Source organism: Neobacillus niacini (assembly GCF_031456445.1).
Classification (GTDB): domain Bacteria; phylum Bacillota; class Bacilli; order Bacillales; family Cytobacillaceae; genus Neobacillus; species Neobacillus niacini_I.
The window spans coordinates 1-25,507 of record NZ_JAVDUQ010000006.1 but is presented as its reverse complement, the minus strand read 5'-3'; the positions used below and the strand labels follow the sequence as shown (position 1 = coordinate 25,507).

The 25,507-nt window shown below is 39.3% G+C and carries 24 protein-coding genes and 1 pseudogene; 20 read left to right on the top strand and 5 right to left on the bottom strand.

Going from position 1 to position 25,507, the window contains the following annotated elements; translation table 11 throughout:
• The first annotated feature begins 3 nt into the window (after positions 1 to 3).
• From J2Y67_RS07860 to J2Y67_RS07795, 14 genes are all read left to right on the top strand, one after another.
• Positions 4 to 972, top strand: coding sequence for an electron transfer flavoprotein subunit alpha/FixB family protein (locus J2Y67_RS07860; RefSeq protein WP_310172574.1), 969 nt, complete (start codon positions 4 to 6; stop codon positions 970 to 972).
• Between the two features lie 31 nt (positions 973 to 1,003).
• Positions 1,004 to 2,356, top strand: a complete 1,353-nt coding sequence (gene accC / locus J2Y67_RS07855; RefSeq protein ID WP_310172572.1) for an acetyl-CoA carboxylase biotin carboxylase subunit — start codon at positions 1,004 to 1,006, stop codon at positions 2,354 to 2,356.
• Between the two features lie 36 nt (positions 2,357 to 2,392).
• Positions 2,393 to 2,938: an acetyl-CoA carboxylase biotin carboxyl carrier protein gene (gene accB, locus J2Y67_RS07850; RefSeq protein ID WP_310172570.1), complete on the top strand. Its 546-nt coding sequence runs from the start codon at positions 2,393 to 2,395 to the stop codon at positions 2,936 to 2,938.
• Positions 2,939 to 2,972: 34 nt separating this feature from the next.
• Entirely contained in the window at positions 2,973 to 4,520 is a 1,548-nt protein-coding gene (locus J2Y67_RS07845) for an acyl-CoA carboxylase subunit beta (RefSeq protein WP_310172568.1), read from the top strand.
• A 92-nt stretch (positions 4,521 to 4,612) separates the two neighbouring features.
• Positions 4,613 to 4,996, top strand: coding sequence for a hypothetical protein (locus J2Y67_RS07840; RefSeq protein WP_310172566.1), 384 nt, complete (start codon positions 4,613 to 4,615; stop codon positions 4,994 to 4,996).
• Positions 4,997 to 5,087: 91 nt separating this feature from the next.
• On the top strand, positions 5,088 to 6,179 hold the full coding sequence (phaC, locus tag J2Y67_RS07835; RefSeq protein WP_396954060.1) for a class III poly(R)-hydroxyalkanoic acid synthase subunit PhaC: 1,092 nt from the start codon (positions 5,088 to 5,090) through the stop codon (positions 6,177 to 6,179).
• A 77-nt stretch (positions 6,180 to 6,256) separates the two neighbouring features.
• Positions 6,257 to 7,879, top strand: coding sequence for an ATP-binding protein (locus J2Y67_RS07830; protein WP_310172563.1), 1,623 nt, complete (start codon positions 6,257 to 6,259; stop codon positions 7,877 to 7,879).
• Positions 7,880 to 8,255: 376 nt separating this feature from the next.
• Positions 8,256 to 9,431: a thiolase family protein gene (locus tag J2Y67_RS07825; protein WP_310172560.1), complete on the top strand. Its 1,176-nt coding sequence runs from the start codon at positions 8,256 to 8,258 to the stop codon at positions 9,429 to 9,431.
• Between the two features lie 340 nt (positions 9,432 to 9,771).
• Positions 9,772 to 10,764 (top strand): thiamine pyrophosphate-dependent dehydrogenase E1 component subunit alpha, encoded by a 993-nt coding sequence (locus J2Y67_RS07820; protein WP_310172559.1) that lies wholly within the window; start codon positions 9,772 to 9,774, stop codon positions 10,762 to 10,764.
• A 71-nt stretch (positions 10,765 to 10,835) separates the two neighbouring features.
• Positions 10,836 to 11,864, top strand: coding sequence for an alpha-ketoacid dehydrogenase subunit beta (locus J2Y67_RS07815; RefSeq protein ID WP_310172557.1), 1,029 nt, complete (start codon positions 10,836 to 10,838; stop codon positions 11,862 to 11,864).
• A 27-nt stretch (positions 11,865 to 11,891) separates the two neighbouring features.
• Positions 11,892 to 13,133, top strand: coding sequence for a dihydrolipoamide acetyltransferase family protein (locus J2Y67_RS07810; protein WP_310172555.1), 1,242 nt, complete (start codon positions 11,892 to 11,894; stop codon positions 13,131 to 13,133).
• Between the two features lie 42 nt (positions 13,134 to 13,175).
• Positions 13,176 to 14,555, top strand: coding sequence for a dihydrolipoyl dehydrogenase (gene lpdA / locus J2Y67_RS07805; RefSeq protein WP_310172552.1), 1,380 nt, complete (start codon positions 13,176 to 13,178; stop codon positions 14,553 to 14,555).
• Positions 14,556 to 14,572: 17 nt separating this feature from the next.
• Positions 14,573 to 15,631 (top strand): 2,3-butanediol dehydrogenase, encoded by a 1,059-nt coding sequence (locus tag J2Y67_RS07800; RefSeq protein ID WP_310172550.1) that lies wholly within the window; start codon positions 14,573 to 14,575, stop codon positions 15,629 to 15,631.
• Between the two features lie 246 nt (positions 15,632 to 15,877).
• Positions 15,878 to 17,734, top strand: a complete 1,857-nt coding sequence (locus J2Y67_RS07795; RefSeq protein WP_310172547.1) for a sigma-54-dependent Fis family transcriptional regulator — start codon at positions 15,878 to 15,880, stop codon at positions 17,732 to 17,734.
• 206 nt (positions 17,735 to 17,940) lie between these two features.
• Here the strand turns inward: J2Y67_RS07795 and J2Y67_RS07790 are convergent, their stop codons facing one another.
• Positions 17,941 to 18,573 carry a hypothetical protein gene (locus J2Y67_RS07790; RefSeq protein ID WP_310172544.1) on the bottom strand — a complete coding sequence of 211 codons (633 nt, stop codon included), beginning with the start codon at positions 18,571 to 18,573 and terminating at the stop codon, positions 17,941 to 17,943.
• A 428-nt stretch (positions 18,574 to 19,001) separates the two neighbouring features.
• Between J2Y67_RS07790 and J2Y67_RS07785 the strand changes: the two genes are divergently transcribed.
• From J2Y67_RS07785 to arsC, 4 genes are all read left to right on the top strand, one after another.
• Positions 19,002 to 20,174 carry a sulfite reductase subunit alpha gene (locus J2Y67_RS07785; protein WP_310172541.1) on the top strand — a complete coding sequence of 391 codons (1,173 nt, stop codon included), beginning with the start codon at positions 19,002 to 19,004 and terminating at the stop codon, positions 20,172 to 20,174.
• Between the two features lie 201 nt (positions 20,175 to 20,375).
• Positions 20,376 to 20,708, top strand: a complete 333-nt coding sequence (locus J2Y67_RS07780) for an ArsR/SmtB family transcription factor (RefSeq protein WP_310172538.1) — start codon at positions 20,376 to 20,378, stop codon at positions 20,706 to 20,708.
• A gap of 10 nt (positions 20,709 to 20,718) precedes the next feature.
• Positions 20,719 to 21,360: an MIP family channel protein gene (locus J2Y67_RS07775; protein WP_310172535.1), complete on the top strand. Its 642-nt coding sequence runs from the start codon at positions 20,719 to 20,721 to the stop codon at positions 21,358 to 21,360.
• A 12-nt stretch (positions 21,361 to 21,372) separates the two neighbouring features.
• Complete coding sequence (gene arsC / locus J2Y67_RS07770; RefSeq protein WP_310172533.1) at positions 21,373 to 21,792, top strand: arsenate reductase (thioredoxin); 420 nt, start codon at positions 21,373 to 21,375, stop codon at positions 21,790 to 21,792.
• On the opposite strand, the pseudogene J2Y67_RS07765 reads toward arsC, so the two are convergent.
• The 3 genes and pseudogenes from J2Y67_RS07765 to J2Y67_RS07755 form a co-directional block, all read right to left on the bottom strand.
• Positions 21,789 to 22,006: pseudogene (locus J2Y67_RS07765) on the bottom strand (hypothetical protein); the annotation flags it as partial. The gene arsC and the pseudogene J2Y67_RS07765 overlap by 4 nt on opposite strands.
• Positions 21,954 to 22,184, bottom strand: coding sequence for a hypothetical protein (locus J2Y67_RS07760; RefSeq protein WP_310172530.1), 231 nt, complete (start codon positions 22,182 to 22,184; stop codon positions 21,954 to 21,956). The pseudogene J2Y67_RS07765 and the gene J2Y67_RS07760, both read right to left, overlap by 53 nt.
• 9 nt (positions 22,185 to 22,193) lie before the next feature.
• Positions 22,194 to 22,436, bottom strand: coding sequence for a hypothetical protein (locus tag J2Y67_RS07755; RefSeq protein WP_310172526.1), 243 nt, complete (start codon positions 22,434 to 22,436; stop codon positions 22,194 to 22,196).
• Between the two features lie 125 nt (positions 22,437 to 22,561).
• Between J2Y67_RS07755 and J2Y67_RS07750 the strand changes: the two genes are divergently transcribed.
• Together J2Y67_RS07750 and J2Y67_RS07745 are read left to right on the top strand one after the other, a co-directional pair.
• Positions 22,562 to 23,392: a GNAT family N-acetyltransferase gene (locus J2Y67_RS07750; protein WP_310172525.1), complete on the top strand. Its 831-nt coding sequence runs from the start codon at positions 22,562 to 22,564 to the stop codon at positions 23,390 to 23,392.
• A gap of 361 nt (positions 23,393 to 23,753) precedes the next feature.
• Complete coding sequence (locus J2Y67_RS07745; protein ID WP_310172523.1) at positions 23,754 to 24,332, top strand: hypothetical protein; 579 nt, start codon at positions 23,754 to 23,756, stop codon at positions 24,330 to 24,332.
• 372 nt (positions 24,333 to 24,704) lie between these two features.
• On the opposite strand, the gene J2Y67_RS07740 is transcribed toward J2Y67_RS07745, so the two are convergent.
• Positions 24,705 to 24,884, bottom strand: coding sequence for a DUF3896 family protein (locus J2Y67_RS07740; protein WP_310172521.1), 180 nt, complete (start codon positions 24,882 to 24,884; stop codon positions 24,705 to 24,707).
• Between the last annotated feature and the right edge of the window lie 623 nt (positions 24,885 to 25,507).

Genomic DNA, 25,507 nt, shown 5'->3' with positions numbered 1-25,507 from the left:
TTCATGAGAAAAGTACTTGTAATGACTGAAGCTAAAGCTGGGAATCTAAGAGGTGTTTCGCTGGAGTCGCTGGCAGCCGCACAGCGCATTGCGGAAGGCGGAGAAATTATTACTGTGGCTTTCGGCAGTGATTGCTCGCATTATGCAAATGTTTTAGGGAAACATGGGGCAAATAAAGTATATCTTGTGGGCAACAAAGAATTCGATGTTTATACAACGGATGCTTATTTACAAGCATTACGACAGGTCATCGTAGAAGTAGAACCAGATGCGATTCTAATGCCCCACACGGCAATCGGAAAAGATCTTGCCCCGCGCATTGCAGCGTGTTTTGGGCTGGGACTTGTTTCAGACGTCATTGATGTTCAAGTAGGAGATGGTGACGTGATCTTTACACGTCCTATTTACTCCGGAAAAGCGTTTGAGAAAAAGAAAGCAGTATCCGGCATCCCATTTGCAACAATTCGTCCGAATAACATCCCGGTGGCAGAAATGAGCAGAACGTTTGAGATTGTGCATTTTAATGCTGAAATTAAAGACTTACGGACGTTTGTAAAAGAAGTAGTTCGAAAAACAACTGGCCGTGTAGACTTATCAGAAGCGAAAGTAGTCATTTCTGGTGGTCGAGGGGTTAAATCGTCAGATGGTTTTAAGACGCTCCAAGATCTGGCGGATATCCTAGAGGGTGCGGTTGGTGCATCCCGTGGCGCCTGCGATGCTGAATACTGCGATTATTCACTGCAAATCGGACAGACGGGAAAAGTTGTCACCCCTGATTTGTACATTGCATGTGGAATTTCTGGTGCCATTCAGCATTTAGCAGGGATGTCTAACTCTAAAGTGATCGTAGCCATTAACAAAGATCCGGAAGCCCCAATCTTTCAAATAGCAGACTACGGTATTGTGGGTGATTTGTTTGAGGTGGTTCCACTCCTAACGGAAGAATTAAAAAAAGTCCTAGTAAACTCTTAAAATAAAATTTCTTTTGGAAAGGAACTTGGAGATGTTTAAAAAGGTTCTTATTGCGAATCGAGGGGAAATTGCTGTTCGTGTGATTAGGGCGTGCAAGGAAATGGGAATATCTTCTGTTGCCATTTATTCTGAAGCTGACCGCGAAGCTTTGCATGTGAAAATGGCGGACGAAGCCTATTGTATTGGACCTACGGCATCCAAGGAAAGTTATTTAAATATTTCCAACATCATCGGAATTGCTCGATTAACAAATTCGGATGCGATTCACCCGGGATATGGATTTTTAGCAGAAAACGCTGCTTTTACTGAAATATGCTCGGAATATAATATTTCATTTATAGGTCCTAAAGCAGAAGCCATTAATAAAATGGGAGATAAATCGGTCGCGAGAGAGACTATGAAAGGTGTAGGCGTTCCTACTGTTCCTGGAACAGATGGTCTAATAGAAGACCTGGAGGAGGCTGTAATTATTGCAAAGGATATTGGATTTCCCGTCATTGTAAAGGCAACAGCTGGCGGTGGGGGGAAAGGAATGAGAGTTGCAGAAAATGAAGTGGATTTACGCAAAGCCATTCGACAAGCCCAGAAAGAAGCTGAAACTGCATTTGGAAACGCCGGTGTGTATCTTGAGAAATATATTGAGGAACCGCGTCATGTCGAAATTCAAATTATTGGAGACATGTTGGGGAATGTTGTTTATTTAGGTGAAAGAGACTGTTCAATCCAAAGACGCCATCAAAAACTTGTTGAAGAAGCCCCGTCACCAGCCCTTCAACAAGAGATTCGTGAACAGATGGGTTCTGCAGCAATTGCGGCTGCAAAAGCTGTTCATTATCATGGTGCGGGTACGGTTGAGTTCCTTTTAGATAAAAACGGAAATTTCTATTTCATGGAGATGAATACGCGAATTCAGGTGGAACATCCCGTGACAGAAATGATTACAGGGATTGACTTAATCAAGGAACAAATCTTAGTGGCTGCAGGGTATCCTCTATCTTTCAGTCAGGAGGATATAAAAATCAACGGGTGGGCGATAGAATGCAGAATCAACGCAGAAAATCCGGCAAAGAATTTTATGCCTTCACCAGGAAAAGTCGAAATGTATCTTCCTCCAGGGGGATATGGTGTACGAGTGGATAGCGCGGTTTATCCTGGTTGTGAAATTTCTCCTTTTTATGATTCGATGGTAGCAAAACTGATTGTTTGGGGAAAAGATCGTGATGAGGCCATTGGGAGAATGAAAAGGGCACTCGATGAATTTGTCATAAGTGGAATTAAAACAACAATTCCGTTCCATCAAAAATTACTCGAACACGAATCCTTTGTAAAGGGCCAGTTTAATACAAAATTTCTTGAAACCAATCCATTGAGGTTAGAGGTTTGATTTCCTCTAGCTAACTATTAACAGGGAGTGATAAAAATGTTTAAAATCCAAGAGATTAGAGAAATGATTAAATTGGTTGATCAATCTTCGATCAACCACTTAGAAATAGAAGAGGGAGATTCTAAAATTTCCATACAGAGAAATGTTCCGACAGATCCTGTTATTAATGAGAAGGTAAGTCCTACTGAAGAGCCTGTTAATCATGTTGTTACAGAGACTCCATCCATTTTATCAACATCCACAATAAAAGAGATTTCAAAGAGCCATGTCCAGGTGATACCAGTGAAAGAAACTACAGAGGAAGTACATAGTTCACCTAAAAATGTGTTAAATGGAAACATCTCTAAAATTGTATCTCCAATGGTAGGTACATTTTATAGGGCACCAGGAATAGATGCCCAACCTTTTGTGAAAATGGGTGAAAAAGTTGAGAAATCAACAATTGTCTGTATCTTAGAAGCGATGAAATTGTTTAATGAAATCGAAGCTGAAATGGAAGGAGAGATTTTTGAAGTACTAGTCGAGAATGGTCAGCTCGTAGAATACGGCCAACCTCTTTTCTTAGTGAAACAGACATCCTAATCTATTTCGAGCAGAGAGGAAGTGGAGATAACCAATGAGCACAGTTTATGAGAAGATTTATGATCTATGGGATCGGAAAAGTAAGATCGTGCTTGGTGGCGGTGACGAACGAATTGATACCCAGCATAATCGGGGGAAGCTTACGGCTAGGGAACGAATTGATTTATTGCTGGATGATTGTTCCTTTGTGGAATTAAATCCATTCATTCAGCACCGTGCAACTAACTTTGGTATGGATAAATTAGAGAGCCCAGGAGAAGGTGTCGTGACGGGTTACGGTAAAATACATGGACGTCTTGTCTACGTATTTGCTCAGGACTTTACTGTTTTTGGTGGAGCATTAGGAGAGATGCATGCGACAAAAATTTGCAAAATCATGGATTTAGCTGCAAAAAATGGAGCACCCATTATAGGTTTAAATGACTCAGGTGGAGCCAGGATCCAAGAGGGTGTTGTTTCTATAGACGGATATGGTCAAATTTTTTATCGGAACGCCATCTATTCAGGAGTAATTCCACCAATTTCCGTAATTATGGGCCCTTGTGCGGGAGGGGCTGTCTATTCTCCCGCCATAACGGATTTTGTATTTATGGTGGAAAAAACAAGTCAGATGTTTATTACGGGTCCAAAGGTCATTGAAACGGTTACCGGTGAGAAAATTTCTGCGGAGAATCTGGGAGGTGCAAAGGTTCATTCCTCCATTATTGGTTGTGCTCATTTTACAGGCGATTTTGAATCGGCAGTCTTAGAAGAGGTACGAAAATTAATTTCATTTCTGCCTCAAAATAATATGGAAAATCCTCAGAATCTTGCATGTAAAGAAGAGAATGATTGGCGTGAAAATTTGCTTGACCTAGTACCTCTCAGTGGAAAAAAGGTATATGACATTCTTAGTGTATTAGAGCAAGTATTGGACTATGGTGATTTCATGGAAGTTCAAAAGGAATATGCTAAAAATATCGTAGGTTTTGGACGAATTGACGGAAAAAGTGTCGGTATTGTTGCAAATCAGCCAAAAGTAATGGCAGGAGGGCTGGATATTAACTCTTCCGATAAGACTTCTAGATTTATACGATTCTGCGATTCATTCAATATACCGATTATTACTTTTGAAGACGTAACAGGTTTTTTCCCTGGAGTCAATCAGGAGCATGGAGGAATCATTCGCCATGGAGCAAAAATTCTATATGCCTATTCAGAAGCAACCGTACCGAAAATAACCGTGATCCTCAGAAAAGCATTTGGTGGGGCCTACGTGGCAATGAATTCAAAAGCGATTGGTGCGGATATTGTATTTGCTTGGCCGAACGCGGAAATTGCTGTAATGGGTCCTGAAGGAGCAGCAAATATTATTTTCTCGAAAGAAATTAACGGGAGCAGTAATCCAGCAGCGACTCGTTCGGAAAAAATTGAGGAATATCGAAACATGTTTGCGAATCCATTTGTTGCGGCTTCTCATGGAATGGTTGATGACGTGATCGATCTAAGAGATACACGGAAAGTTCTGAAACAAACCTTAGAAATGCTAAGAACAAAAAAAGAATCACGGCCGAAAAAAAAGCACGGAAATATTCCGTTATAAGATAAATTCAAAAAACTAGTAGATTAAGGCAAAATCAAATATTCCACAACAATAAAAAAACTATCAATTATTAAGTAATAGGAGGAAAAAAGATGGTACAAAACTTTTATGAAATTTGGAAAGATTATTATTCAAAGTACAGTAATCAATTGGATAATAAAGTGACAAATGATTTTCCAGCTCAAGCAATAGGGCAAATGTTGGAGATGAATCTTCAATTCAAAAAAATAATGAATGAAACAACCGAACGATGTTATGAATTGGTTAATCTTCCATCACGAAATGATCTTGCACATGTTTCCTCTCAGATTGTCAATATCGATGCAAAAGTGGATGATTTAGAAGAATATATCGAAGAAACAAAGGATAATCAAATAGATTCAGCAGAACTGCAACGGGAAATGGCAAATATAAAAAAGGATATGAAGAGCCTTGATACGAAATTGAATCAAATTATTACTCTATTAAAACCTTAAAAGATTTCGAAGTGACCAGGAACTTTTTAGAGCAGTAATTCATACAAATTCAAATAGCATTTTAAATATTAATTTTCTAAGGGGTGGAGCCATGCGCGGTCTTATGACAAAAGAATATGAAAAGTTTATTCAAACAATACCAGAAGAGTATCAACAAATCTATAACCGGGTAAAAAAGGTAACTAAAATGTTAATTTCGGATACCGAGCCCGAAGTAGGTCCTACACCAAAGGAAGCAATTTGGACAAGGAATAAAGCAACGCTTTATCAATATATTACTCATCAACCAAAAAAGCATAAAGTTCCCCTTCTATTAATTTATGCTCTGATCAATAAACCCTATATTATGGATTTAGCGCCGGGAAGCAGTTTGGTTGAATATTTAGTTAATCGTGGTTTCGACGTCTATCTTCTTGACTGGGGTACACCAGGTTACGAAGATAAAAATATGAAATTGGATGATTATATCATGGATTACATTCCACGTGCAGTTCGTAAAATTTTGCGAAAATCTAATGCGAAGGAAGTGTCGGTCCTTGGTTACTGCATGGGCGGCACGATTACATCAATATTTGCGGCTTTGCACCCTGAATTGCCGATTCGCAACCTTGTTTTTATGACCACTCCATTCGATTTTGAAGAGACAGGCCTATACGGTGCTATGCTTGATGAACAATATTTTGATATTGATAAAGTGGTCCAAACCCTTGGAAACATTCCTCCTGAAATGATTGACTTTGGAAACAAATTACTAAAACCGATGGCAAATTTTTATGGGCCATTTGTTAGTCTTTTCGACCGAGCCGACGACCAAAAGTTTGTTAAGAGTTTTAATCTTTTGCAAAAATGGTTAAATGACGGCATTCCATTTCCTGGGGAAGCCTATCGTCAATGGATAAGAGATTTTTATCAAAAAAACAAGTTGATAAAAGGGGAATTAGTAATTCGTGGCCGGCAGGTGAAACTTGAGGCCATAACATCAAATGTACTAAACCTATCAGGTGAAGTGGACATCATTGCGCCGCCACATCAAGTAGAAGCCTTAATGGACAGCATTTCCAGCAAAGACAAACAATATATAAAATTACCTGTTGGTCATACATCTATAGCTTTTGGAAGTAAGGCATCTAAAATAACTTATCCAACAATTGCTGACTGGTTAGAAAAACGGTCAAGTTTATAGTTTACAAGATCTGAAATAAGTGGAAGATCCTTGTATAACAATACAAATGCTAACATTTCTTATAGGTGGGAAAAAGCATGATTTTTTTTAACTACATTGTGAATCTTTCAATATTTTGCTTATTTGTGATTTTTCCATTAGTTATCCGTTCGTATATTAATCATAAACCCATTCATAAGGTTCGGCTCTGGGTCGGCTTGTATGCTGGAATTTTTACGATCATCCTGGTTATGTTTTCTTTAAAGCATCAAGGGTATGCATATGATTTGCGATATGCAACAGTTATTCTTGTGTTCGCCTATCTTGGTCCGCAGGCTGGGTTCATTACCGGGGGGCTTGCTTTACTTGCAAGACTATTTGTAAATGGTCTCTGGTACCAAGCGATTATTGGATGCTTAATCATCATGATTGCTTTCTCGATTCTTCACCTTTTTATTGCTAAGATTAGCCCAATAAAAAGGGTTTTACTTTTTTTCAGTACTTTTGTAAGTATGTATGTTTTCTATGTATCCACTTTTAACATATTTATTGATAATCCAATTTTTCATGTTGAGTATTTACTTTTTATGTTAGTTGGAGTAGCTATTGGTGCCTTACTTATTGAGTCATACGTTAAGCTGCATCGTTTAAACTTCGAGCTATCTTATATGTATAAAAAAGTAGAAGAGAGTGAATCAAACTATCGATTGATTGCCGAGAATACTCTAGATCTGATAACGGTCATGGATAAAGAGTACGTAATTCGTTACCTCTCTCCTTCATATAAGTATGTTTTAGGGTATGAAGAATCGGATATGGACGGAATGGACTTAAGTGTAATTATTCATCCTGAGGATGTTTATATGGTAAAAAATGCATGGGATGGGATGTTTGAAAGTAATGAATCCTTACTAATTGAATACCGTTTTCGACACAAACTTGGAGAATGGATTGAAGTCGAATCCCGTTGTATGCCTGTAAAGGGAGAGGACGTTTCCAGTGAACATTTTGTCATGATTAGTCGTGATATTTCTGAACGAAAAAAGTCAGAAGATATTCTTTTACAATCTGAAAAGTTATCCGTTGTCGGTGAATTAGCAGCCGGGGTAGCACATGAAATTAGAAATCCTCTGACAACCATAAAAGGATTTGTTCAACTTTATAAAAAGGAAAATAAATCTTCAAAGTATACTGATTTGCTTATAAATGAACTGGAAAGAATTGAAACGATAACGAGCGAATTGCTTTCTTTAGGAAAACCTCAAGCTGTCCGACTAATCCGTGTAAATATAATAGACATAATAGAAAATACATTAGATGTACTTACTCCTCAGTTCATTATGAAGGATATTCAATTTAAACTCAGTTATGAAGAAAGCCCTATTTTTATTACTTGTGAGAAGAACCAATTAAAACAAGTTTTTATTAATTTAATAAAAAACGCAATGGAAGCTATGGATACAGGTGGTGAGATTTATATCAATTTAAGAAAAGGCCAAGATAGCGCGTGTATTATTTCTATTCAAGATCAGGGATGTGGCATACCTGAAGAGCTCCTTCCTCGTTTAGGAGAGCCATTTTACACCTTAAAAGAAAAGGGAACCGGCCTTGGATTAATGATCTGTCATAAAATTATTAAGCAACACCATGGAAGTATTAACTATTTAAGTAAGGTGAACGAAGGTACTTTAATTGAGCTTACCTTACCAATTGCTGGTTAGGTGAATGTTTGTTTAATAAAAATTGTATGAACGCAGTAAAGGTCGACAAAATGGTCAAGTTATATGAAGGGGTGAAATTATGTGGGTTTGTAACACACACATGAAAGAAGGACTGCTATTGTTAGAAACTCCCCATGTTAGCAAAGCTTTGTATCAAATTAAGTGTTCTCTTTGCGACCATCTTGCTGTTGCAAAAATTTATTATACTCATCAAACTTACCATTTTTCTAAAAAACAAGAGTTTAAGTATTCTCTTTCAAGAAATTCCTCTGAATCTGGTTAATTATTTTTTGAAAAAGCATAGGGTAAAAGGTGTACAAAAATAATTTTTGTGAAAGTAATCGAATAAATATAATGAAGAAAGAGGGTACAGTGAATGCAAAATGTTTATTTAGTAGAGGCTTTAAGAACACCTATAGGGAGTTTCGGTGGTTCTCTGAAAGATGTTAGTGCGATACAACTTGCAAAGGATGTAGTAAGGGAGGTTTGGCAACGGTCAGGCATTTCACCAGAATGCATAGATGAGGTCGTGCTAGGAAATGTATTAAAATCAGGGCTAAAGGGAAACCCAGCAAGACAAGCTGCCATCCACTCCGGGATTCCAGTTTCTGTTCCGGCTATTACCATAGATAAACAATGTGCATCAGGATTGCGTTCTATAACATTAGCTTACCATCAAATCCTTGCCGGGGATTCGAATGTAGTCATTGCAGGCGGAACAGAAAGTATGAGTAATGTTCCTCATTTGGTGCTGAATGCCAGGTGGGGACAGAAACTGGGGAATTTGCAGACAGTGGATGCGCTCTTTCATGATGGTCTTCATTGTGCAATTGAAGGATACCATATGGGGATTACAGCTGAAAATCTAGTAGACCGCTATCAAATTTCTAGAGAGGAACAAGATGTTTTTTCTCTTGGAAGCCAACAAAAAGCCATTAAAGCTATAGAAGAAGGTAAATTCCAAGATGAAATTATTCCTGTTCCTATCAAAAATAAGAAAGGTACAACATTATTTACAGAAGATGAAAATATAAAAAATACTAATTTAGAAAAATTACAAAATTTGAAGCCGGCTTTTAAAGAAAATGGTACAGTAACAGCTGGAAATGCTTCAGGATTAAATGATGGGGCCGCAGCTGTTATTGTTGCCTCTGAACAGGCTGTAAGAGAATATCACTTAAAACCACTTGCCAAAATTCGTTCAGTAGCTAGTGCAGCTGTATCTCCTTCTATTATGGGGATTGGACCAGTGCCGGCGACACAGAAAGCCTTGAAGAGAGCAAATCTTACCATACAAGATATTGAATTAGCTGAGTTAAATGAAGCTTTTGCAGCCCAAGTGCTAGCAGTAAATAAAGAATTATGTTTACCAGAAGAAATTATAAATGTTAATGGAGGGGCTATTGCCTTAGGTCACCCAATAGGATGTTCAGGTGCTCGGATTGTGGTTACTTTAGTTCATGAATTAAGACGTCAAAAGAAACAAATTGGTTTAGCATCCTTATGTGTAGGCGGAGGACAAGGAGTGTCAATTATTGTAGAAGCGGTATAAGACGAATGTGGGCCCTATCAAAAAGATGTAAACTGTATAGAAATTTATCTATACAGTTTTTTTGTGGTTAAGGTTATGTTTATAAATGTTTGAGTGATACTTAGTCCCAGTCGGATTGTTAAAAAGATAACAAATTTAATAAGAAATTCGAGTCTAATAAAAGCTGGGATATTTTTCGAGCAATGAACAAAAAGAGACAAAACGAGACACCTGTCTTGTTTTGTCTCTTTTTTTAAAAAACTTTTCTGCCGGAGTATTGGAGAAATCCTCTTTTCTATGTTGGCATGGTTTTTGCATTAATGAAAAGGTGTAATGAAATTTAGGCAGGGAGGCTGAAAGAATGAGAACGTTGGAAAGCAAGAATGTAGCTTTAACAAAGGAAAAAGCCCAGTGGATGTATCAAAAAATGCTCGAGATTCGTAAGTTTGAGGACAGGGTTCATGAGCTATTTTCATCAGGAACCTTGCCGGGGTTTGTTCACTTATATGCAGGGGAAGAGGCAGTAGCTGTTGGGGTTTGTGCCCATCTAAATGATAAAGATAGTATTACCAGTACGCACCGCGGACATGGTCATTGTATTGCCAAAGGCTGCGATTTAAACGGAATGATGGCTGAAATTTATGGAAAAATTACAGGTTTATGTAAAGGGAAAGGCGGTTCTATGCATATTGCGGACCTAGATAAAGGGATGCTTGGTGCCAATGGAATTGTTGGCGGCGGTTTTCCGCTTGCATGCGGTGCAGCTTTAACCGCTAAGTATAAAAAGACCGATAATGTAAGCGTTTGCTTCTTTGGCGACGGTGCCCAAAACCATGGAACATTCCATGAAGGCATCAATCTAGCTGCGATTTGGAAGCTTCCTGTTGTATTCGTTGCTGAAAATAACGGTTATGCAGAAGCGACACCATTTAGCTATGCTTCCAGCTGTAAATCCATTGTTGATCGAGCAGTTGCCTACAACATTCCTGGTATCAAGGTGGATGGTAAGGATGTATTAGCTGTCTACCAGGCTGCAGAAGAAGCGGTTCAAAGAGCACGCCGCGGCGAAGGTCCAACACTCATTGAATGTGTGACCTATCGCAATTATGGCCACTTTGAAGGGGATGCTCAAAAATACAAAACAGAACAAGAAAAGGCAGAGCATAAGCAGGAAAAAGATGCGCTTCTCCTTTTTAGAAATCACTTATTGTATGAGCAGCTATTGGCTGAAAACGAGTTAGTCACTTTAGAAGTATCGGTTGAAGATGCGGTAAACCAAGCTGTGAAGTTTAGTGAAGAGAGCCCATTTCCAAGTGCTTCTGAATTGTTAACGGATGTATACGTAACTTATTAAAAATAGGACTTTGCCCTCTAGTGGGATCAATTTAAGCGGGTTACTTATCCATTAAAAAGGAGGAATCAATGATGACAAGTAAATTGAGTATGTCTGCAGCAATCAATGAGGCTATGAAACTGGCAATGCGTAAGGACGAAAATGTCATTCTCATGGGTGAGGATGTAGCGGGCGGAGCGCAAGTTGACCACTTACAGGATGAAGATGCCTGGGGTGGTGTCCTCGGAGTAACGAAAGGACTGGTACAGGAATTCGGCCGGGAGCGCATTTTAGATACACCCATTACCGAAGCTGGTTATATGGGTGCGGCGATGGCAGCTGCTTCCACAGGTTTAAGACCCATTGCTGAGCTAATGTTTAATGATTTTATTGGAAGCTGTTTGGACGAAGTTTTAAATCAAGGTGCTAAGTTCCGTTACATGTTTGGGGGAAAGGCTCAGGTTCCTGTGACCATTCGGACCATGCACGGTGCCGGCTTTAGAGCGGCTGCGCAGCATTCCCAAAGTTTATATGCATTATTTACAGCAATCCCAGGTGTAAAAGTTGTCGTTCCTACCACACCTTATGAGGCAAAAGGATTATTACTTGCTGCCATTGAAGATAACGATCCGGTGATCTTCTTTGAAGATAAGACTCTTTATAATATGACAGGTGAAGTTCCAGAAGGGTATTATACCATTCCTATTGGCAAAGCAGATATCAAGCGCGAAGGTTCAGACGTAACGATTGTAGCCGTCGGGAAAATGGTTCATACCGCATTGGAGGCGGCTGAACAGCTGGCTGCTAAAGGGATTGATGTGGAAATTGTGGATCCCCGCAGCTTGTCACCATTAGATGAAAAAACCATTCTTTCCTCTGTGGAAAAAACAAACCGGCTCGTCGTGATGGATGAAGCAAATCCAAGATGCAGTATTGCCACTGATATTGCAGCACTTGTTGCCGATAAAGGTTTCGATTATCTTGATGCACCAATCAAACGGATCACTGCACCACATACACCAGTACCATTTTCTCCGCCACTGGAGGATCTTTATCTTCCTACCGCTCAGAAAGTAGTAAGGACTGTATCAGAGCTAATCGGTGCACCACTTGAAGTGTAAATCAATGGGCAGGAAGGAGAGATAGACATGGCAGTAGAGGTCGTGATGCCAAAATTGGGAATGGCCATGAAAGAAGGCACCGTTTCGTTATGGAATAAAGCGGTTGGGGATTCAGTTGGGAAGGGAGAACCCATTGCGAGTGTGAATTCAGAGAAAATTGAAATCGATGTGGAATCCCCGGCAGAGGGAACCGTATTGAAAATTGAAGTTCCAGAAGGGGAGGGGGTACCTCCTGGAACCGTTATTTGTTATATCGGAAATCCTGGTGAAGAAGTTGGTACCCAGTTGACATCGGAACCGGCTCAAAACGCTAAAGCAGAAACTCAAGCTTCCAAAAATGAAAAAACTCCTTCGGTAAAAGCAGTTAAAAAGTCTGAAGACAGAATGAAAATTTCACCAGTGGCAAGAAAAATGGCGGAGGCAGGCAACCTTGATATTGAGAAAATCCAAGGAACTGGTCCTGGAGGAAGAATCACAAAGGAAGATGTTCAAGAAGCCTTAAAAACCCAACGTGGGCTTCAAGCTGACCAGCCAAAAGAAGCAAGGGTGGTACCTCAAAGGAAACCTGTAGAAAAGTCACAAACCCAGCAGGTTCCACTTAGTGGAATCCGGAAAGTGATTGCAGTTCGAATGCACGATAGCCTCCAAAAATCAGCACAGCTAACCATTAACATAAAGGTCGATGTTACAGATCTCATTGCATTACAAAAGCAAACAGCTGAAACCGTTCAAAAGAAATATGGTCATAAACTAACTGTTACTGATTTTATCGCGAGGTCTGTTGTGCTTTCCCTTAAGAACCATCAGGATATGAATAGTGCTTTAATTGAGGATAAAATTCACTTGTTTAAACAGGTACATCTCGGTATGGCGGTTGCACTTGAAAAAGGATTAGTGGTTCCAGTCATTCGAAATGTTGATGAGAGCTCACTTATTGACTTGTCACGGAACATTAAAGAGCTAGCCCAAAAGGCACGGCAAGGACAGCTTTCGAATGAGGATATGAAGGGTTCCACGTTTACGATTAGTAATTTGGGTGCCTACGGTGTGGAACACTTTACTCCGGTGTTAAATCCACCTGAAACAGGAATTCTTGGTGTAGGTGCTGTCAATGACACTCCAGTTTATCTGGGTGAAAAATTGGAGAGAAGGAGCATTTTGCCGCTTAGCCTGACATTTGATCACCGTGTACTGGATGGGGCGCCAGCTGCTGCATTTTTACAAACGGTGAAACAATATTTAGAAGCTCCCATCACCATGCTTCTATAAAAACGTTTAAGAAAAGAGCCTTATTGAAAGAAGGGATTTTCTATGGCATCAATCGCTATTATTGGTGGTGGTCCTGCTGGGTACGTGGCTGCAATTACTGCGGCCCAGCAGGGGCAGGAAGTGACAATCATTGATCAAGGACCCCTTGGAGGTACCTGTTTAAATGAAGGCTGTATGCCAACAAAGTCTTTATTGCAAAGTGTTGAAGTATACAGCCAATTGAAACACGCAGAGGACTTCGGAATCCGCCTGCCAGACGGACAAATTGAAGTGGATTGGAAGTTGGTCCTAAACCGAAAAAACAAAATCGTTTCAACACTTGTTCAAGGGATTCAATATTTAATGAAGAAAAATAAAATAAAGGTCATCAAAGGAGTAGCTTCCTTTGTAACAAGCCATGTTCTACAGATTGAGACTGATGGAGGAATAGAAGAGATTCACGCCGACAAAATCATTATTGCTTCTGGTTCAGAACCCGTACAGCTGCCATTTGCGCCCTTTGATGGGGAATGGGTAGTTCATAGCGGTCAGGCCTTGTCACTACGATACATTCCTTCCTCTATACTGATTATTGGCGGCGGGGTCATCGGCTGCGAATTTGCTAGTATCTATAGCAGATTGGGAACAAAAGTGACCATCATCGAGATGGCAGACCAACTGCTGCCAGGAGAAGATCAAGATGTTGCCTCCGTCTTACATAAGCAGTTGGAAAGTGAGGATGTAACCATTTACACTTCGACCGCGCTAAAAGAATTGAATTCTGATCACAAGAAAGTTCTTTTTGAAAATAATCAGGGTCTACATGAGGCACAAGCCGATTTAGTCCTGGTTTCCATTGGACGAAAGCCGAGAGTAAACTTCCTGGGTCTTGAGAATATCGGAATTGATTTTTCCCGACAAGGAATTCATGTGAATGAACACATGCAAACCAATATTCCGAATATCTATGCCTGTGGAGATATTATCGGCGGTATCCAGCTGGCCCATGTAGCCTTCCATGAAGGAACAGTAGCAGCGATAAATGCTTCGGGGATGGAAGCCCACGTCAATTACCGGGCAGTCCCACGTTGTATTTATACCTCTCCAGAAATTGCAGGTGTAGGACTTACTGAAAAACAGGCAAGAGAACAATATGGCGACATACGGATAGGAGAATTTCCGTTTGCTGCAAATGGGAAGGCGTTGCTTGCGAACGAACGCAGTGGAAAAGTAAAGGTACTTATTGAACCGGAATATAGGGAAATCCTTGGGATTTCGATTGTCGGTCCACATGCTACGGAACTGATCGGACAGGGAACGGTGATGCTTCATGCCGAATTGACAACGGATGTAATGGGAGATTTCATCGCTGCCCACCCAAGCCTTTCAGAAGCAGTACATGAAGCCGTGCTTAGTGCGGTTGGGCATGCGGTACATGCGTAAAAAAAGGAGGAATGTAAATGAAAGCTGCTCTTTGGTATAACCAAAAAGATATTCGAGTCGAAAATATTCCTGAGCCTTCGGCAGAAAAAAATCAGGTGAAAATAAAAGTATCTTATTGTGGAATTTGCGGTTCAGATTTGCACGAATATTTAGCAGGTCCCATTTTTATCCCAGTAGAAGAAGTACACCCAATATCGAGGGATAAGGCTCCGATTGTCATGGGCCATGAGTTTGCTGGTGAGGTGGTAGCCGTTGGGGAAAACGTAACAGGGATTGAAGTTGGTGACCGAGTATGCGTGGAACCCATTTACAGCTGTGGGAAATGCGCTTCTTGCCAAAAAGGGCATTATAATGTTTGTGAACAATTAGGTTTCATTGGTCTTTCTGGCGGCTTAGGAGGTTTTTCGGAATATAGTGTCGTGCCCTCTAAGATGGTTCATAAAATACCGGACAATATGACATGGGAACAAGCAGCGCTTGTTGAACCAACTGCTGTTGCCGTTCACGCTGTTCGCCAAAGCGATATGAAGATAGGGGATTCAATCGCTGTTATTGGTACAGGACCAATTGGCTTATTAGTCATTCAAGCTGCTAAAGCTGCAGGTGCAAGCAAAATTATGGCTGTGGAGGTTTCTCCAGAACGACGCGACATTGCTAAACAAGCTGGAGCACACATCGTCATTGATCCTTTGGAAGTAAATCCTGTTCAAGCAATAAAAGATTATACAAATGGACTTGGGGTGGATGTTGCATTTGAGGTAGCAGGAATCGAAGCGACTATTAATACTGCGATTGAATCAACAAAATATGAAGGTAATGTTGTGAATATTAGCATTTGGGAAAAACCAGCCAGCATTCCGGTGAACAATTTTATTTTAACTGAGAGAAAAATGACAAGTATCATAGCTTATCGAAACATTTTTCCCCAAGTTATTCAATTGATTGCCAATGGGCAAATTCAAGCAGCAGAACTAATTACTAAAAAAATATCTTTAGAGCAGATCGTTGCCGAAGGATTTGAAGCATTAACCAAAAATAAGAACCAGATTAAAATACTGGTAGACCCTTTATTATAAAATTCTCACTGCATAATTTTACTAATTTAATAAACTTCGCGTTGATTACGCGAAGTTTATTTTTTTGAATTTTTAAAATAAAGACAATAGTAGGATTGAAAGCGCTTTTTTAATTTTGTATAATTATAACAGTTATTTTACCTCTTTTTGAAAGCCTACTAATTTCCACTCTTTTTCACTCAGCTAGAAAAAAAGTAATCTATCTCAAATCAATAGAAAAAAAGTACCATGATTAAAGGAGCCTGTATGAATACTACTTTTTATTTTGATGCTTGGAAGCGTTTTGTCAAAGAAGGAGTTCTTGATACAGCACGGTTGAACAAACGAATTTTGGAATCCTGGTACCGTTGTAAAAAAGAAAAGGTAAACCCCTATTTGAATAAAGGCATGCATTTATTAACAAGTGAGGAAATACAGACAAAAAAAGCGAAGAATTCACTGCTTATCGAAACAGCATCTCCTTTTTTAAATAAAATGGATCAGGCAATAAAAGACTCTGGTATGATGGCACTGCTAGTTGATCCAGAGGGATATGTTCTATCTCTAACCGGAAACGAAAAAACATTAATGGATGCACGCAGAATTAATTTTGTTGAAGGGGTGCGCTGGACAGAAAATGAGGTCGGTACAAACGCCATTGGGACAGCGTTACAAACAAAAGAGGCAGTTATCATTAATGGTGCTGAACATTACTCCGTTGCTTCCCATCAATGGAGCTGCTCAGCCACTCCTATTTTTAATGAAAATGGGAACCTAATCGGAGTCATTGATGTTTCATGCCCAGTTGAGTTTTCCCATCCTTTTATGATTGGAATGGTCACTTCGATTGCCTATGCAATCGAAAAAGAAATATGCAAGCATTCCTATAGGGTAGAAAAAGCAATTATCCAACAAGCCTCTCACCTGGCAGAGTGCTATCCAAATCAGCTCTTCCTTGTATGTAATCAAAACCAAATCGTCATATCCGCAAGTAAATCCGTTCGTGAACAAATTCCACACGTGATCGGAATGAACCTTCAAGAAATGTTACATAACAGGTACCAAATTGAGGTTGAAATGCCTTTCCATTCAAAGGATGACAACAGAATTATCGGAAATTGCCTTTTCTTATCAAAGGAGTTTGCTCATCACCCAAACGTAAATTTTCCATTTTTAAGTACTAATCCCTTCATCTTTAAAGGAGAGTGTGGAACAAGTAAGGCTTTTCAGAATACGTTACAAAAAGTAAAACTCGTTGCACCAACGGATGCCACGGTCTATATTTCTGGAGAAACCGGTTCTGGGAAAGAACTGATTGCCCGGGCCATCCATGACAACAGTCCGAGAAAAAATGGACCTTTTATTTCCTTAAACTGCGGGGCAATCCCAAAAGACTTAATGGAAAGTGAACTATTTGGCTATGCTGAGGGGGCCTTTACAGGGGCAAGAAAGCAAGGGTATAAAGGGAAATTTGAACAGGCCCATAAGGGAACGATTTTTCTAGATGAAATTGGGGAAATCCCGCACACGATGCAGGTTGCGTTATTGCGAGTTCTTCAGGAGCGTAAAGTTACACCGATTGGCAGCACGAAGGAAGTTTCGGTGGATGTCCGTATCATCACCGCAACTCACCGTGACATTACAGAGCTTGTAAAACAAGGGGAATTTCGTGAGGATCTCTATTATCGTTTGAATGTATATCCAATCTCTGTTCCGCCGCTAAGACAAAGAAAAGAAGATATACCACACCTTGTACGCTATATATGTCAAATGAATAACTGGAACACCCCGAACTTGGACGATTTATCAGCTAGATTAAAAGATTATGAATGGCCAGGGAATATTAGAGAATTAACCAATATGCTCGAGCGATTACATATCATGTCACCCGTGCAGCAATCTGGTCTTGAGATTTTAACGATTCACCACCCATCTGTTCCCCAAGGAAGAGAACCGGAAGAAACCGAGGAGGATGAAAGAAAGCTAAATGCACGGGAAAAAATACAAAGAGATTTAATGCTAGAGGCTTTAAGAAAAACAAAAGGAAATGTGACGGCTGCCGCCAAATTACTCGATATTCCACGAAGTACGTTTTATAAGCGGCTACAAAAGTTTGGTATGTAAATACTTTCTGAGATTTTATAACTGAAATAAGGGACTTAACCCGATTGGTTAAGTCCCTTTTATCTATGACAAGCAATAAATGAATATTCTTTATCACGTCCTTATTTTTTTGAATTCATTTAATCGAAAAGGATTACCTTTTTAATCCTTCTGTTTCGATTAGATACTGTATGAAGTTGTTTTTTTGCTATGGATAATCCCCGTCATCATCCCTTCCTAATAAAAATGACTGGGTTCTGATCACCTGGACCGATAAAGTCTAATGCGGCAGGAGAAAATAGTGCAACTTTTCTTTTAGCGCCCTCCAAAAGAATTCGGATTGGTTCAAAAACTCCATTATCCTGAAAGGCATGACCTCCTGCGAATATCTTCTTTTTAGCCCGCCATGGGAAGACAATCTTATTTTTTGAATGAATAGTTTTAACTTCGTTATGCACTTTTGCTTCTTCTTGAAGTGTCAATGAGACTTTCACTGTTTGTAAAACTTCTTCCTCAATCGAAGCGACGATTCCGATTTCACGTTCATTTAGAACCAAGACGAATTGATATCCTGTTTCTGTCTTCTTTTGGACAACTGCCACTTCATCGGTAATAAACGTGACGAAATCTTCGGATTCATTCGTGTGTGAGTCTGGAGAGGCTTCTTTTTTCTTGATGACTCGATAATAGGCTGTTGCACCTACTTCTTCATCTGTGAAGTCAAATGGTTTTATACTCTCTGTGTGCACAAGGTACAATTGATTGACCTTTTCATTGCAGTTTAATTGGACACATAGAGCAACATCTTCTTTCACTGCCTTTCCCTTATTGCTCGAGAGCATTGGGACGTTCATTTTCATTCCTGGAAATTGAACGAAGATGTAGCTGAAGTTTTTCTTAGGTTGTACAATCTGAAGTCTCATCCACTCACAACCTTTCCGAAATTGTTCCAAGGTCTTTTACCCTGATGAAGTATAATTCAATATTATTTCCTTCTTTCCTTTCTGACTATGATGAGTTTTCATCGTCACTTTCTTATAAAAAACGAGGTTTGCTTTCAAATGTTGAGGAATTATGAGCAGAACCACTATCGAAAAAAATAGAATGAAACGTTTTTTGTCGGTTCCTTTAACGATTCATTTTTCATTATTATGAATTTTTTCTATAGAGTAGTATATTTGATAGGATCGGGATTAAACTTTTTGAACATTGTGTGTGAAAAAACATATCTGCTTTCTCATTAAATATGTTATCCTAGCATATATACAACATTGGGAGGTAAGAGATCATGCAAGTTACTGCAGAAAATGCAAAAAAGGATAAACCTACGCCTACATTTTCAAGAACGAATCCATTTCCAGCGAAGGTTCTTAAAAATGTAAATTTAAATGGAGAAGCCTCTAGTAAAGAAACACGACATATTGAGTTATCACTAGAAGGATCAGGCCTTTCTTATGTCCCAGGAGATGCCCTTGGTGTTGTTCCTGAAAACGATCCAGAACTTGTGGCTACCCTTCTTGAAGAAATGCACTGGGATGAAGAAGCCGTTGTCACCATTAATAAGCAAGGTGAAACTTTGCCATTGAAGGAAGCGCTCACAAGCTTTTTTGAAATCACACTGCTGAATAAAAAGATTTTGCAGCAGGCAGCAGCCTTTACTGAAAATGAAGAGTTACAAAAGCTTGTCTTGGTTGAAAATGCAAGCGAATTGAAAGAATATTGTTATGGTCGTGATTTGCTGGATATGGTACGTGATTTTGGTCCATGGAAGGCTACTGCTCAGGAAATCGTTTCTCTTTTGAGAAAAATGCCGCCACGGCTTTATTCTATTGCAAGCAGCATTGCCGCTCATCCCGATGAAGTGCATTTAACCATCGGTGCTGTCCGCTACACTTCTCATGGACGCGATCGTAAAGGAGTTTGTTCAGTTTTATGCGCGGAACGTGTTCAAGAAGGCGATACGCTACCAGTATTTGTTCAACCAAACAAACACTTCCATCTGCCAGAGTCTGGGGAAAGTGATATTATCATGGTTGGCCCTGGGACAGGCATTGCACCATTCCGTTCTTTTATCGAGGAACGTGCCGTGAATAAAGCAACAGGCCAGACATGGTTATTCTTTGGAGACCAGCATGCTTCGTCAGATTTCCTTTATCAAAACGAGTTAGAAAAATATCAGCAGGATGAGGTACTGACAAAACTGGATGCTGCATTCTCCCGTGATACGGCTCAAAAGGTTTATGTACAGCATAAAATGCTTGAACATGGTAAAGAATTGTTTGCATGGTTAGAAAAGGGTGCCTACTTCTACGTTTGTGGTGATAAGGAACATATGGCGAAAGACGTTCATGAAGCGCTTATTACCGTGATCGAAAAAGAAGGCGAAATGGCCCGCGATGCCGCTGAAGCGTATCTAAAAGATATGCAATCAAATGGCCGTTATCAGCGTGATGTATATTAATTAGGCAATAACGAAATATTTTTATTAATAGGCAACACCCACTTTGGGACGTTGTCTTTTTTGTATCCTTTAGCAGAGGAACATCGTTTTATTGAATATGGAGGATAGGGATTGAATTATTTAGCTTGAAAATGAGATAGGCTTGGTATAGTCTATATAAGTAAATAGTTATATGTTAATTTAAGTGAGGGAAACAAAAGTATGTCAAATTCACCAATTGAGTTGGAACGGGCAGCAAATGGCTTAAAGCTATTAGGCGATAAAACACGTTTGACGATTATCGCGATGCTAAAACAGCGGGATTGCTGTGTCTGTGAATTTCAGGAAGTGTTTGAGATGAGTCAGCCGTCTATCAGCCAGCATCTGCGAAAATTAAAGGATGCGGGTATCTTGATGGAAGAAAGAAAAGGACAGTGGGTGTATTATTCCTTGAATTCGAATTGTGATTTATTTGGTCTCATCGAAGATATTTTGGCACATGTGCCGGAGCAGACGGAAAAAATCAGACAGATTGAAAAATGCTGCGGTTGTTAAGGGGATTAACATGAAAAAAAAGTTAATTAGCGAATTTTTAGGGACCTATTTTCTCATCTTTGCTGGAACCGCTGCCGTGGTCATTGACCAAATGACGAAAAGTCTAACCCATGTAGGGGTTGCCCTTACGTTCGGGTTTGTTGTCATGGCTCTCATTTTCACATTTGGTCACCTTTCAGGTGCTCACTTTAATCCGGCAGTGACCCTCGGGTTTCTCATCCATGGGGATATAGAGAAGAGGGAAGCCCTTTTCTACATTGTGGTTCAAATCCTGGCAGGAATAATAGCGAGCGCCACGGTTTTATCTCTATTTGGGAACGTAGCATCACTCGGGGCAACCTTGCCGAGAGGTTCTGGGCTCCAATCGTTCATCATGGAATTCATCCTGACGTTTTTCTTAATGTTGGTGATTTTTGGTTCTGCTGTTCATGGAAAAGCGGTAAAAGAATTTGCCGGAATTGCGATTGGAGCAACGGTAGGACTGGAAGCGATGTTTGCAGGTCCTATCTGTGGTGCCTCGATGAACCCTGCAAGATCAATCGGTCCATCACTGGTTTCAGGTCATACTGACTATCTATGGATATATATCCTGGCACCGATTTTAGGGGCATGCTGTGCCGCCGTGATTTACAAGCTACTACACGAATCATAAAGGAGAAAACACATGTCTAATAAAACTATCTACTTTTTATGTACAGGCAACTCGTGCCGAAGCCAAATGGCGGAAGGCTGGGCAAAAAAATATTTGGGAGATGAATGGACTGTTAAAAGTGCAGGTCTTGAAGCGCATGGCCTAAACCCGAATGCGGTAAAAGCAATGAAGGAAGCAGGAATTGATATTTCTAATCAGGCTTCCGAAATCATTGACCCCGAAATATTAAACCATGCCAATTTAGTCGTCACATTATGCGGTCATGCGGTAGATCACTGTCCGGTAACTCCCCCTCATGTGAAACGGGTCCATTGGGGCTTTGTCGATCCTGCCAAAGCAGAAGGGACAGAAGAAGAAAAATGGGCAATCTTCCAACGCGTCCGCGATGAAATCGGCGACCGGATTAAGCGATTCGCAGAAACTAGGAATTAATAAGGAAGAGTACAATAAGGGGGCTCACACTGTGAGCCCCTTTGTAATTTATGAACAGCAGTTGTTGTATCGTGGGATTTAACGCAACAAGCTGATGTATTTTCACTGTTTTTTCAACATCTGCTTTGGTATAGAAAAACTACCACTCGTTTCCGTCGGGGTCATGAACCCAGAATTTGTCTTGCAGGGCGTAACAACAGCTTGTGTTCATTTCGCAATCGTTTAAATTTGAAAAACCAAGCCCCAGTGAACAATCTTCCTAAAACATCTACATATTCGTTAAAGCCATTTGTTATTTTGTCATTTACATCATGACTAAATAATCTTAAATTTTCATTTTTCATTTCAACTTCGTATACCATATTTTTATATATACAATATTCACTAATCATAATTTCACCTCATTCATATCTTAACCATCCTAACCTTTTGTCGTAAACAAATGTAATCGATGTATTACCTGTATCCCCTTCAATTATTTTTAAAATATCACCGCTTGTGAAGCCTCTTTCACTCTGATAATACTCAGGCAAAATGATTTCGCGGCTGCCGGTAAATCCTCTGCCCGTATAAGGATAATTATCAGGGGTCGGGTCCCAATTTGGAATTGAAAGTTGTTTTAAAGTACTAATTGGGGTTTGCATTCAGTGTAGTAACGCGTTACCGCATCGGGGGTCAGACCCCAAGATCCCACTTTTTTCAAAAAAAGAAGGAATGGCAAGGGTTTAACGAGAATAGAAATAAAGCGTTGTGAAAGGAGTGGAATGAAATGTTAACGGAGATAGATTTGCTTGATATTAAAGGTCTTCAGGAGGTTTGTGAAAGAGAAGGTGGATTTCATCTGAAGTTGAATTTTGATATGCTTGAAAACAGGGCAGAAAATAGTAAGGATGACTTCTTTCATTATGAAGATGGCAGGCTTGTTGGATTTCTGGGAAGCTATTATTTTGGAAATAAAGTGGAACTCTGCGGAATGGTTCACCCGGATTACCGAAGAAGAGGGATATTTACTAATTTGCTAGAAAAGGGACTTGAGGAAGCAAAGAAACGAAAAGTCAGAAATATTTTGTTAAATGCTCCAACCAGCTCCGAAACGGCAAAAAGGTTTTTAAAGAATATCCACTGCACCTTTTCTGTTGCGGAATATCAAATGAAGTGGCATAACACTGAATTATCTGAGGACCCAGCAATAATCCTAAGACCTTCTATATCCGATGAGGATTGGGAAGCGGAAATACAGCTTGATGTCTTGGGCTTTGGATTACATGAAAATGAGGCACGTGAGATGCAACGGGAGACTAGGGAGAACGGTAGTGAACAATGGCTCATTATCGAAGTCAATGGAAGAACGGCAGGGAAAATGCGTGTGAATGAAAAAGATGGCGAAGCGTGGATTTATGGTTTTGCTATTTATCCTGAACTACGAGGGAAGGGAATTGGGAGAAAAGCCCTTTCAAAAGTGGTGAAAATGGAGGATCAAAAAGGTCTGGCTATTTTTCTGGAAGTTGAGGCCAAAAATGCTCATGCACTTGGACTCTATGAATCATGCGGATTTAGGAGCTACCACTCCCAGAATTATTATGAGTATCTGGGTAAGTAATCGTTTGGAACCAACTTAAACCATTTAATATAATGGGAAAACTGTTGAAACAAAAAATTTTCAACAGTTTTTTTGCCTTATTCATTCCCCTAAAAATTTCTTTTAACAAGCTAATCTATATACCCATTACGATAATTTTTCAGAAAATATAATAGGACTTTATGATTAAAAATAGTAATTAATGTAGATTTATGGAAGGAAAAGAAGGATTTTTGATTTTGGTAGAGGAATATATATAGTTAAATACAATGACGATTCGCCTGTCATCTACAATATATTGAAAGATTACGAGAAAAATGCGGAATTACCAAGTTTAGATCATCCATTTCATCAAAGTATGAAGGAAGGGAAGGTATAGAATATGAACGAAAATTTTTTTGCTGAATATAAAAAATTTATTGTTGAACCGGAAGATGTGAAGTCCGTTGGGAAAGAAGGTTTTAATCCAAAAAGTTTTGCTGCACATTACATTTTGACACTGTCCCTTTTTGATTCCCGATTGTTGACTTGGAGAGATGCCAGTAAATTTGAAATTGATGTGGAAAAAAGTATTAAAACGGTCTTGAATGACTTCAATCAAAAGCAGGGGGACAGGTACCACCTTCAATTACTTGAATTGGATAAATTTAAAAACTATTTTATTTTGGCGCTTTCTTTTAAGACAAAACTTGAACCAGAGGAAGAAAATACCCGTATCTCTTTTATCGTGAATAATCTGCTAATGAACCCTTTTTATGTTGGGCAAGGATGGTTTACTCTTATCGGGGATAAAGGAAGAGTTGAACGACAACTCTTTTCCTGGACTTTTAAGGAATATAAAGTGGAGAGCTCTGATGTTGTTTTAAAAATGGATGGAAAATACGAAAATATCAGTGAATTAGTCCCTAAAAATGGACAGATTGCCCTGGTAAAAACATCTCTGAAAAAGGATATTCTCTAATAAGAATTAGCTGCAAAAATAAAAGAAGCGAAACGTACTAAAAGGGCTCTGTTACCTTCGCAACTATTAAATGTATAGGAAAATGACAATGAAAGAGATAGGGGAAACACTAAATCAGCATTTGAATAATGCAGTTAAAGCTTTGTACTCAGCAAGACGAGAAGGACGTAATCAAGTGCATGTCCATACTGGGATATAAGACAATATGGAAATAAACCAGACTTTTTTTTCAAACCAGGCTTTACTTCTTAGAGGTAAAGCCTTTCTCTTAATTTAATGAAATTGAAAATTAGAAATGGATCATTTCACCAAAGTGAAATGAGCCATTTTATTTTGACAGTAAAAACAGATGTAAAACAAGGAGCTTAAAGCTTAATTTAAAGCTCCTCTTTCGAAGTGGTTCATTTCTGTTAATTCTATAATATAATTATAGTTATCAATCGAGTGTTGGATGGAATCCATTTGCTCTTTGGATAAGGTCTTTTCTTCTAACATCTTCACTAAATTCATTTTGTTTTTCTCAATGATTGAAATCACTTCTAAATAGTCCATACTTCAGCATCCTTCCTTGTTTAAGAATAGAATTACAGCAATGTTTTTTGTAAGTGTTATCTTTATTTTATACTCCGAAGTGATAGGTGCAGCACGGTAGCTGTTGCGAAATGGTGTCACCTTCGTTACAAAATTGGTACAGATTTTCATGAAATCAGGTTGCCAGTGATAAACTTAACATATGAAGTCTTAATTTTATTGATGAGAAAAAAACAATGATAAGAATCTGAGTTATACCCAGAGATATAGATTTCTGAACCTCTCATGACTGAAGTCACGAGGTTCTAAGGTACTTTCATTCAGCCTTCGTCTGAATGACCGAAAACGAGTTTTCGGCTAACATCAGCCACTCTGCTATTTCCCTTAGACTTTCATGGGCAAGGCAGCTTTTGCTGCCATTATCGCCCTGTGGGCTCGGTTCAAAACCCTTTTGTTTCGTAGTTTTACAAGCCAATACTGCTTAATTGTTTCTTATTCAGATGTTTCATTCGCTCCATTTCCTGTTCGTGTTTTTCAAAGAAGTTGTTTCAAGTTTTATTTGCTCGTTCAACATCTATTTCACGCAGATTATCCTTTGTATTCATAATTAGAAAGGCACTATACAAATCTCGTTGAACATCACC

Bases quoted from the DNA above. Each gene is read 5' to 3' on its own strand.
- J2Y67_RS07840 (WP_310172566.1), top strand. From the start codon at position 4,613: ATGGTACAAAACTTTTATGAAATTTGGAAAGATTATTATTCAAAGTAC.
- J2Y67_RS07830 (WP_310172563.1), top strand. From the start codon at position 6,257: ATGATTTTTTTTAACTACATTGTGAATCTTTCAATATTTTGCTTATTT.
- accC (WP_310172572.1), top strand. From the start codon at position 1,004: ATGTTTAAAAAGGTTCTTATTGCGAATCGAGGGGAAATTGCTGTTCGT.
- J2Y67_RS07795 (WP_310172547.1), top strand. From the start codon at position 15,878: ATGAATACTACTTTTTATTTTGATGCTTGGAAGCGTTTTGTCAAAGAA.
- J2Y67_RS07785 (WP_310172541.1), top strand. From the start codon at position 19,002: ATGCAAGTTACTGCAGAAAATGCAAAAAAGGATAAACCTACGCCTACA.
- lpdA (WP_310172552.1), top strand. From the start codon at position 13,176: ATGGCATCAATCGCTATTATTGGTGGTGGTCCTGCTGGGTACGTGGCT.
- J2Y67_RS07740 (WP_310172521.1), bottom strand. From the start codon at position 24,884: ATGGACTATTTAGAAGTGATTTCAATCATTGAGAAAAACAAAATGAAT.
- J2Y67_RS07780 (WP_310172538.1), top strand. From the start codon at position 20,376: ATGTCAAATTCACCAATTGAGTTGGAACGGGCAGCAAATGGCTTAAAG.
- J2Y67_RS07775 (WP_310172535.1), top strand. From the start codon at position 20,719: ATGAAAAAAAAGTTAATTAGCGAATTTTTAGGGACCTATTTTCTCATC.
- arsC (WP_310172533.1), top strand. From the start codon at position 21,373: ATGTCTAATAAAACTATCTACTTTTTATGTACAGGCAACTCGTGCCGA.
- J2Y67_RS07860 (WP_310172574.1), top strand. From the start codon at position 4: ATGAGAAAAGTACTTGTAATGACTGAAGCTAAAGCTGGGAATCTAAGA.
- J2Y67_RS07810 (WP_310172555.1), top strand. From the start codon at position 11,892: ATGGCAGTAGAGGTCGTGATGCCAAAATTGGGAATGGCCATGAAAGAA.
- J2Y67_RS07750 (WP_310172525.1), top strand. From the start codon at position 22,562: ATGTTAACGGAGATAGATTTGCTTGATATTAAAGGTCTTCAGGAGGTT.
- J2Y67_RS07845 (WP_310172568.1), top strand. From the start codon at position 2,973: ATGAGCACAGTTTATGAGAAGATTTATGATCTATGGGATCGGAAAAGT.
- J2Y67_RS07825 (WP_310172560.1), top strand. From the start codon at position 8,256: ATGCAAAATGTTTATTTAGTAGAGGCTTTAAGAACACCTATAGGGAGT.
- J2Y67_RS07755 (WP_310172526.1), bottom strand. From the start codon at position 22,436: ATGCAAACCCCAATTAGTACTTTAAAACAACTTTCAATTCCAAATTGG.
- accB (WP_310172570.1), top strand. From the start codon at position 2,393: ATGTTTAAAATCCAAGAGATTAGAGAAATGATTAAATTGGTTGATCAA.
- J2Y67_RS07820 (WP_310172559.1), top strand. From the start codon at position 9,772: ATGAGAACGTTGGAAAGCAAGAATGTAGCTTTAACAAAGGAAAAAGCC.
- phaC (WP_396954060.1), top strand. From the start codon at position 5,088: ATGCGCGGTCTTATGACAAAAGAATATGAAAAGTTTATTCAAACAATA.
- J2Y67_RS07800 (WP_310172550.1), top strand. From the start codon at position 14,573: ATGAAAGCTGCTCTTTGGTATAACCAAAAAGATATTCGAGTCGAAAAT.
- J2Y67_RS07815 (WP_310172557.1), top strand. From the start codon at position 10,836: ATGACAAGTAAATTGAGTATGTCTGCAGCAATCAATGAGGCTATGAAA.
- J2Y67_RS07745 (WP_310172523.1), top strand. From the start codon at position 23,754: ATGAACGAAAATTTTTTTGCTGAATATAAAAAATTTATTGTTGAACCG.
- J2Y67_RS07760 (WP_310172530.1), bottom strand. From the start codon at position 22,184: ATGATTAGTGAATATTGTATATATAAAAATATGGTATACGAAGTTGAA.
- J2Y67_RS07790 (WP_310172544.1), bottom strand. From the start codon at position 18,573: ATGAAAATGAACGTCCCAATGCTCTCGAGCAATAAGGGAAAGGCAGTG.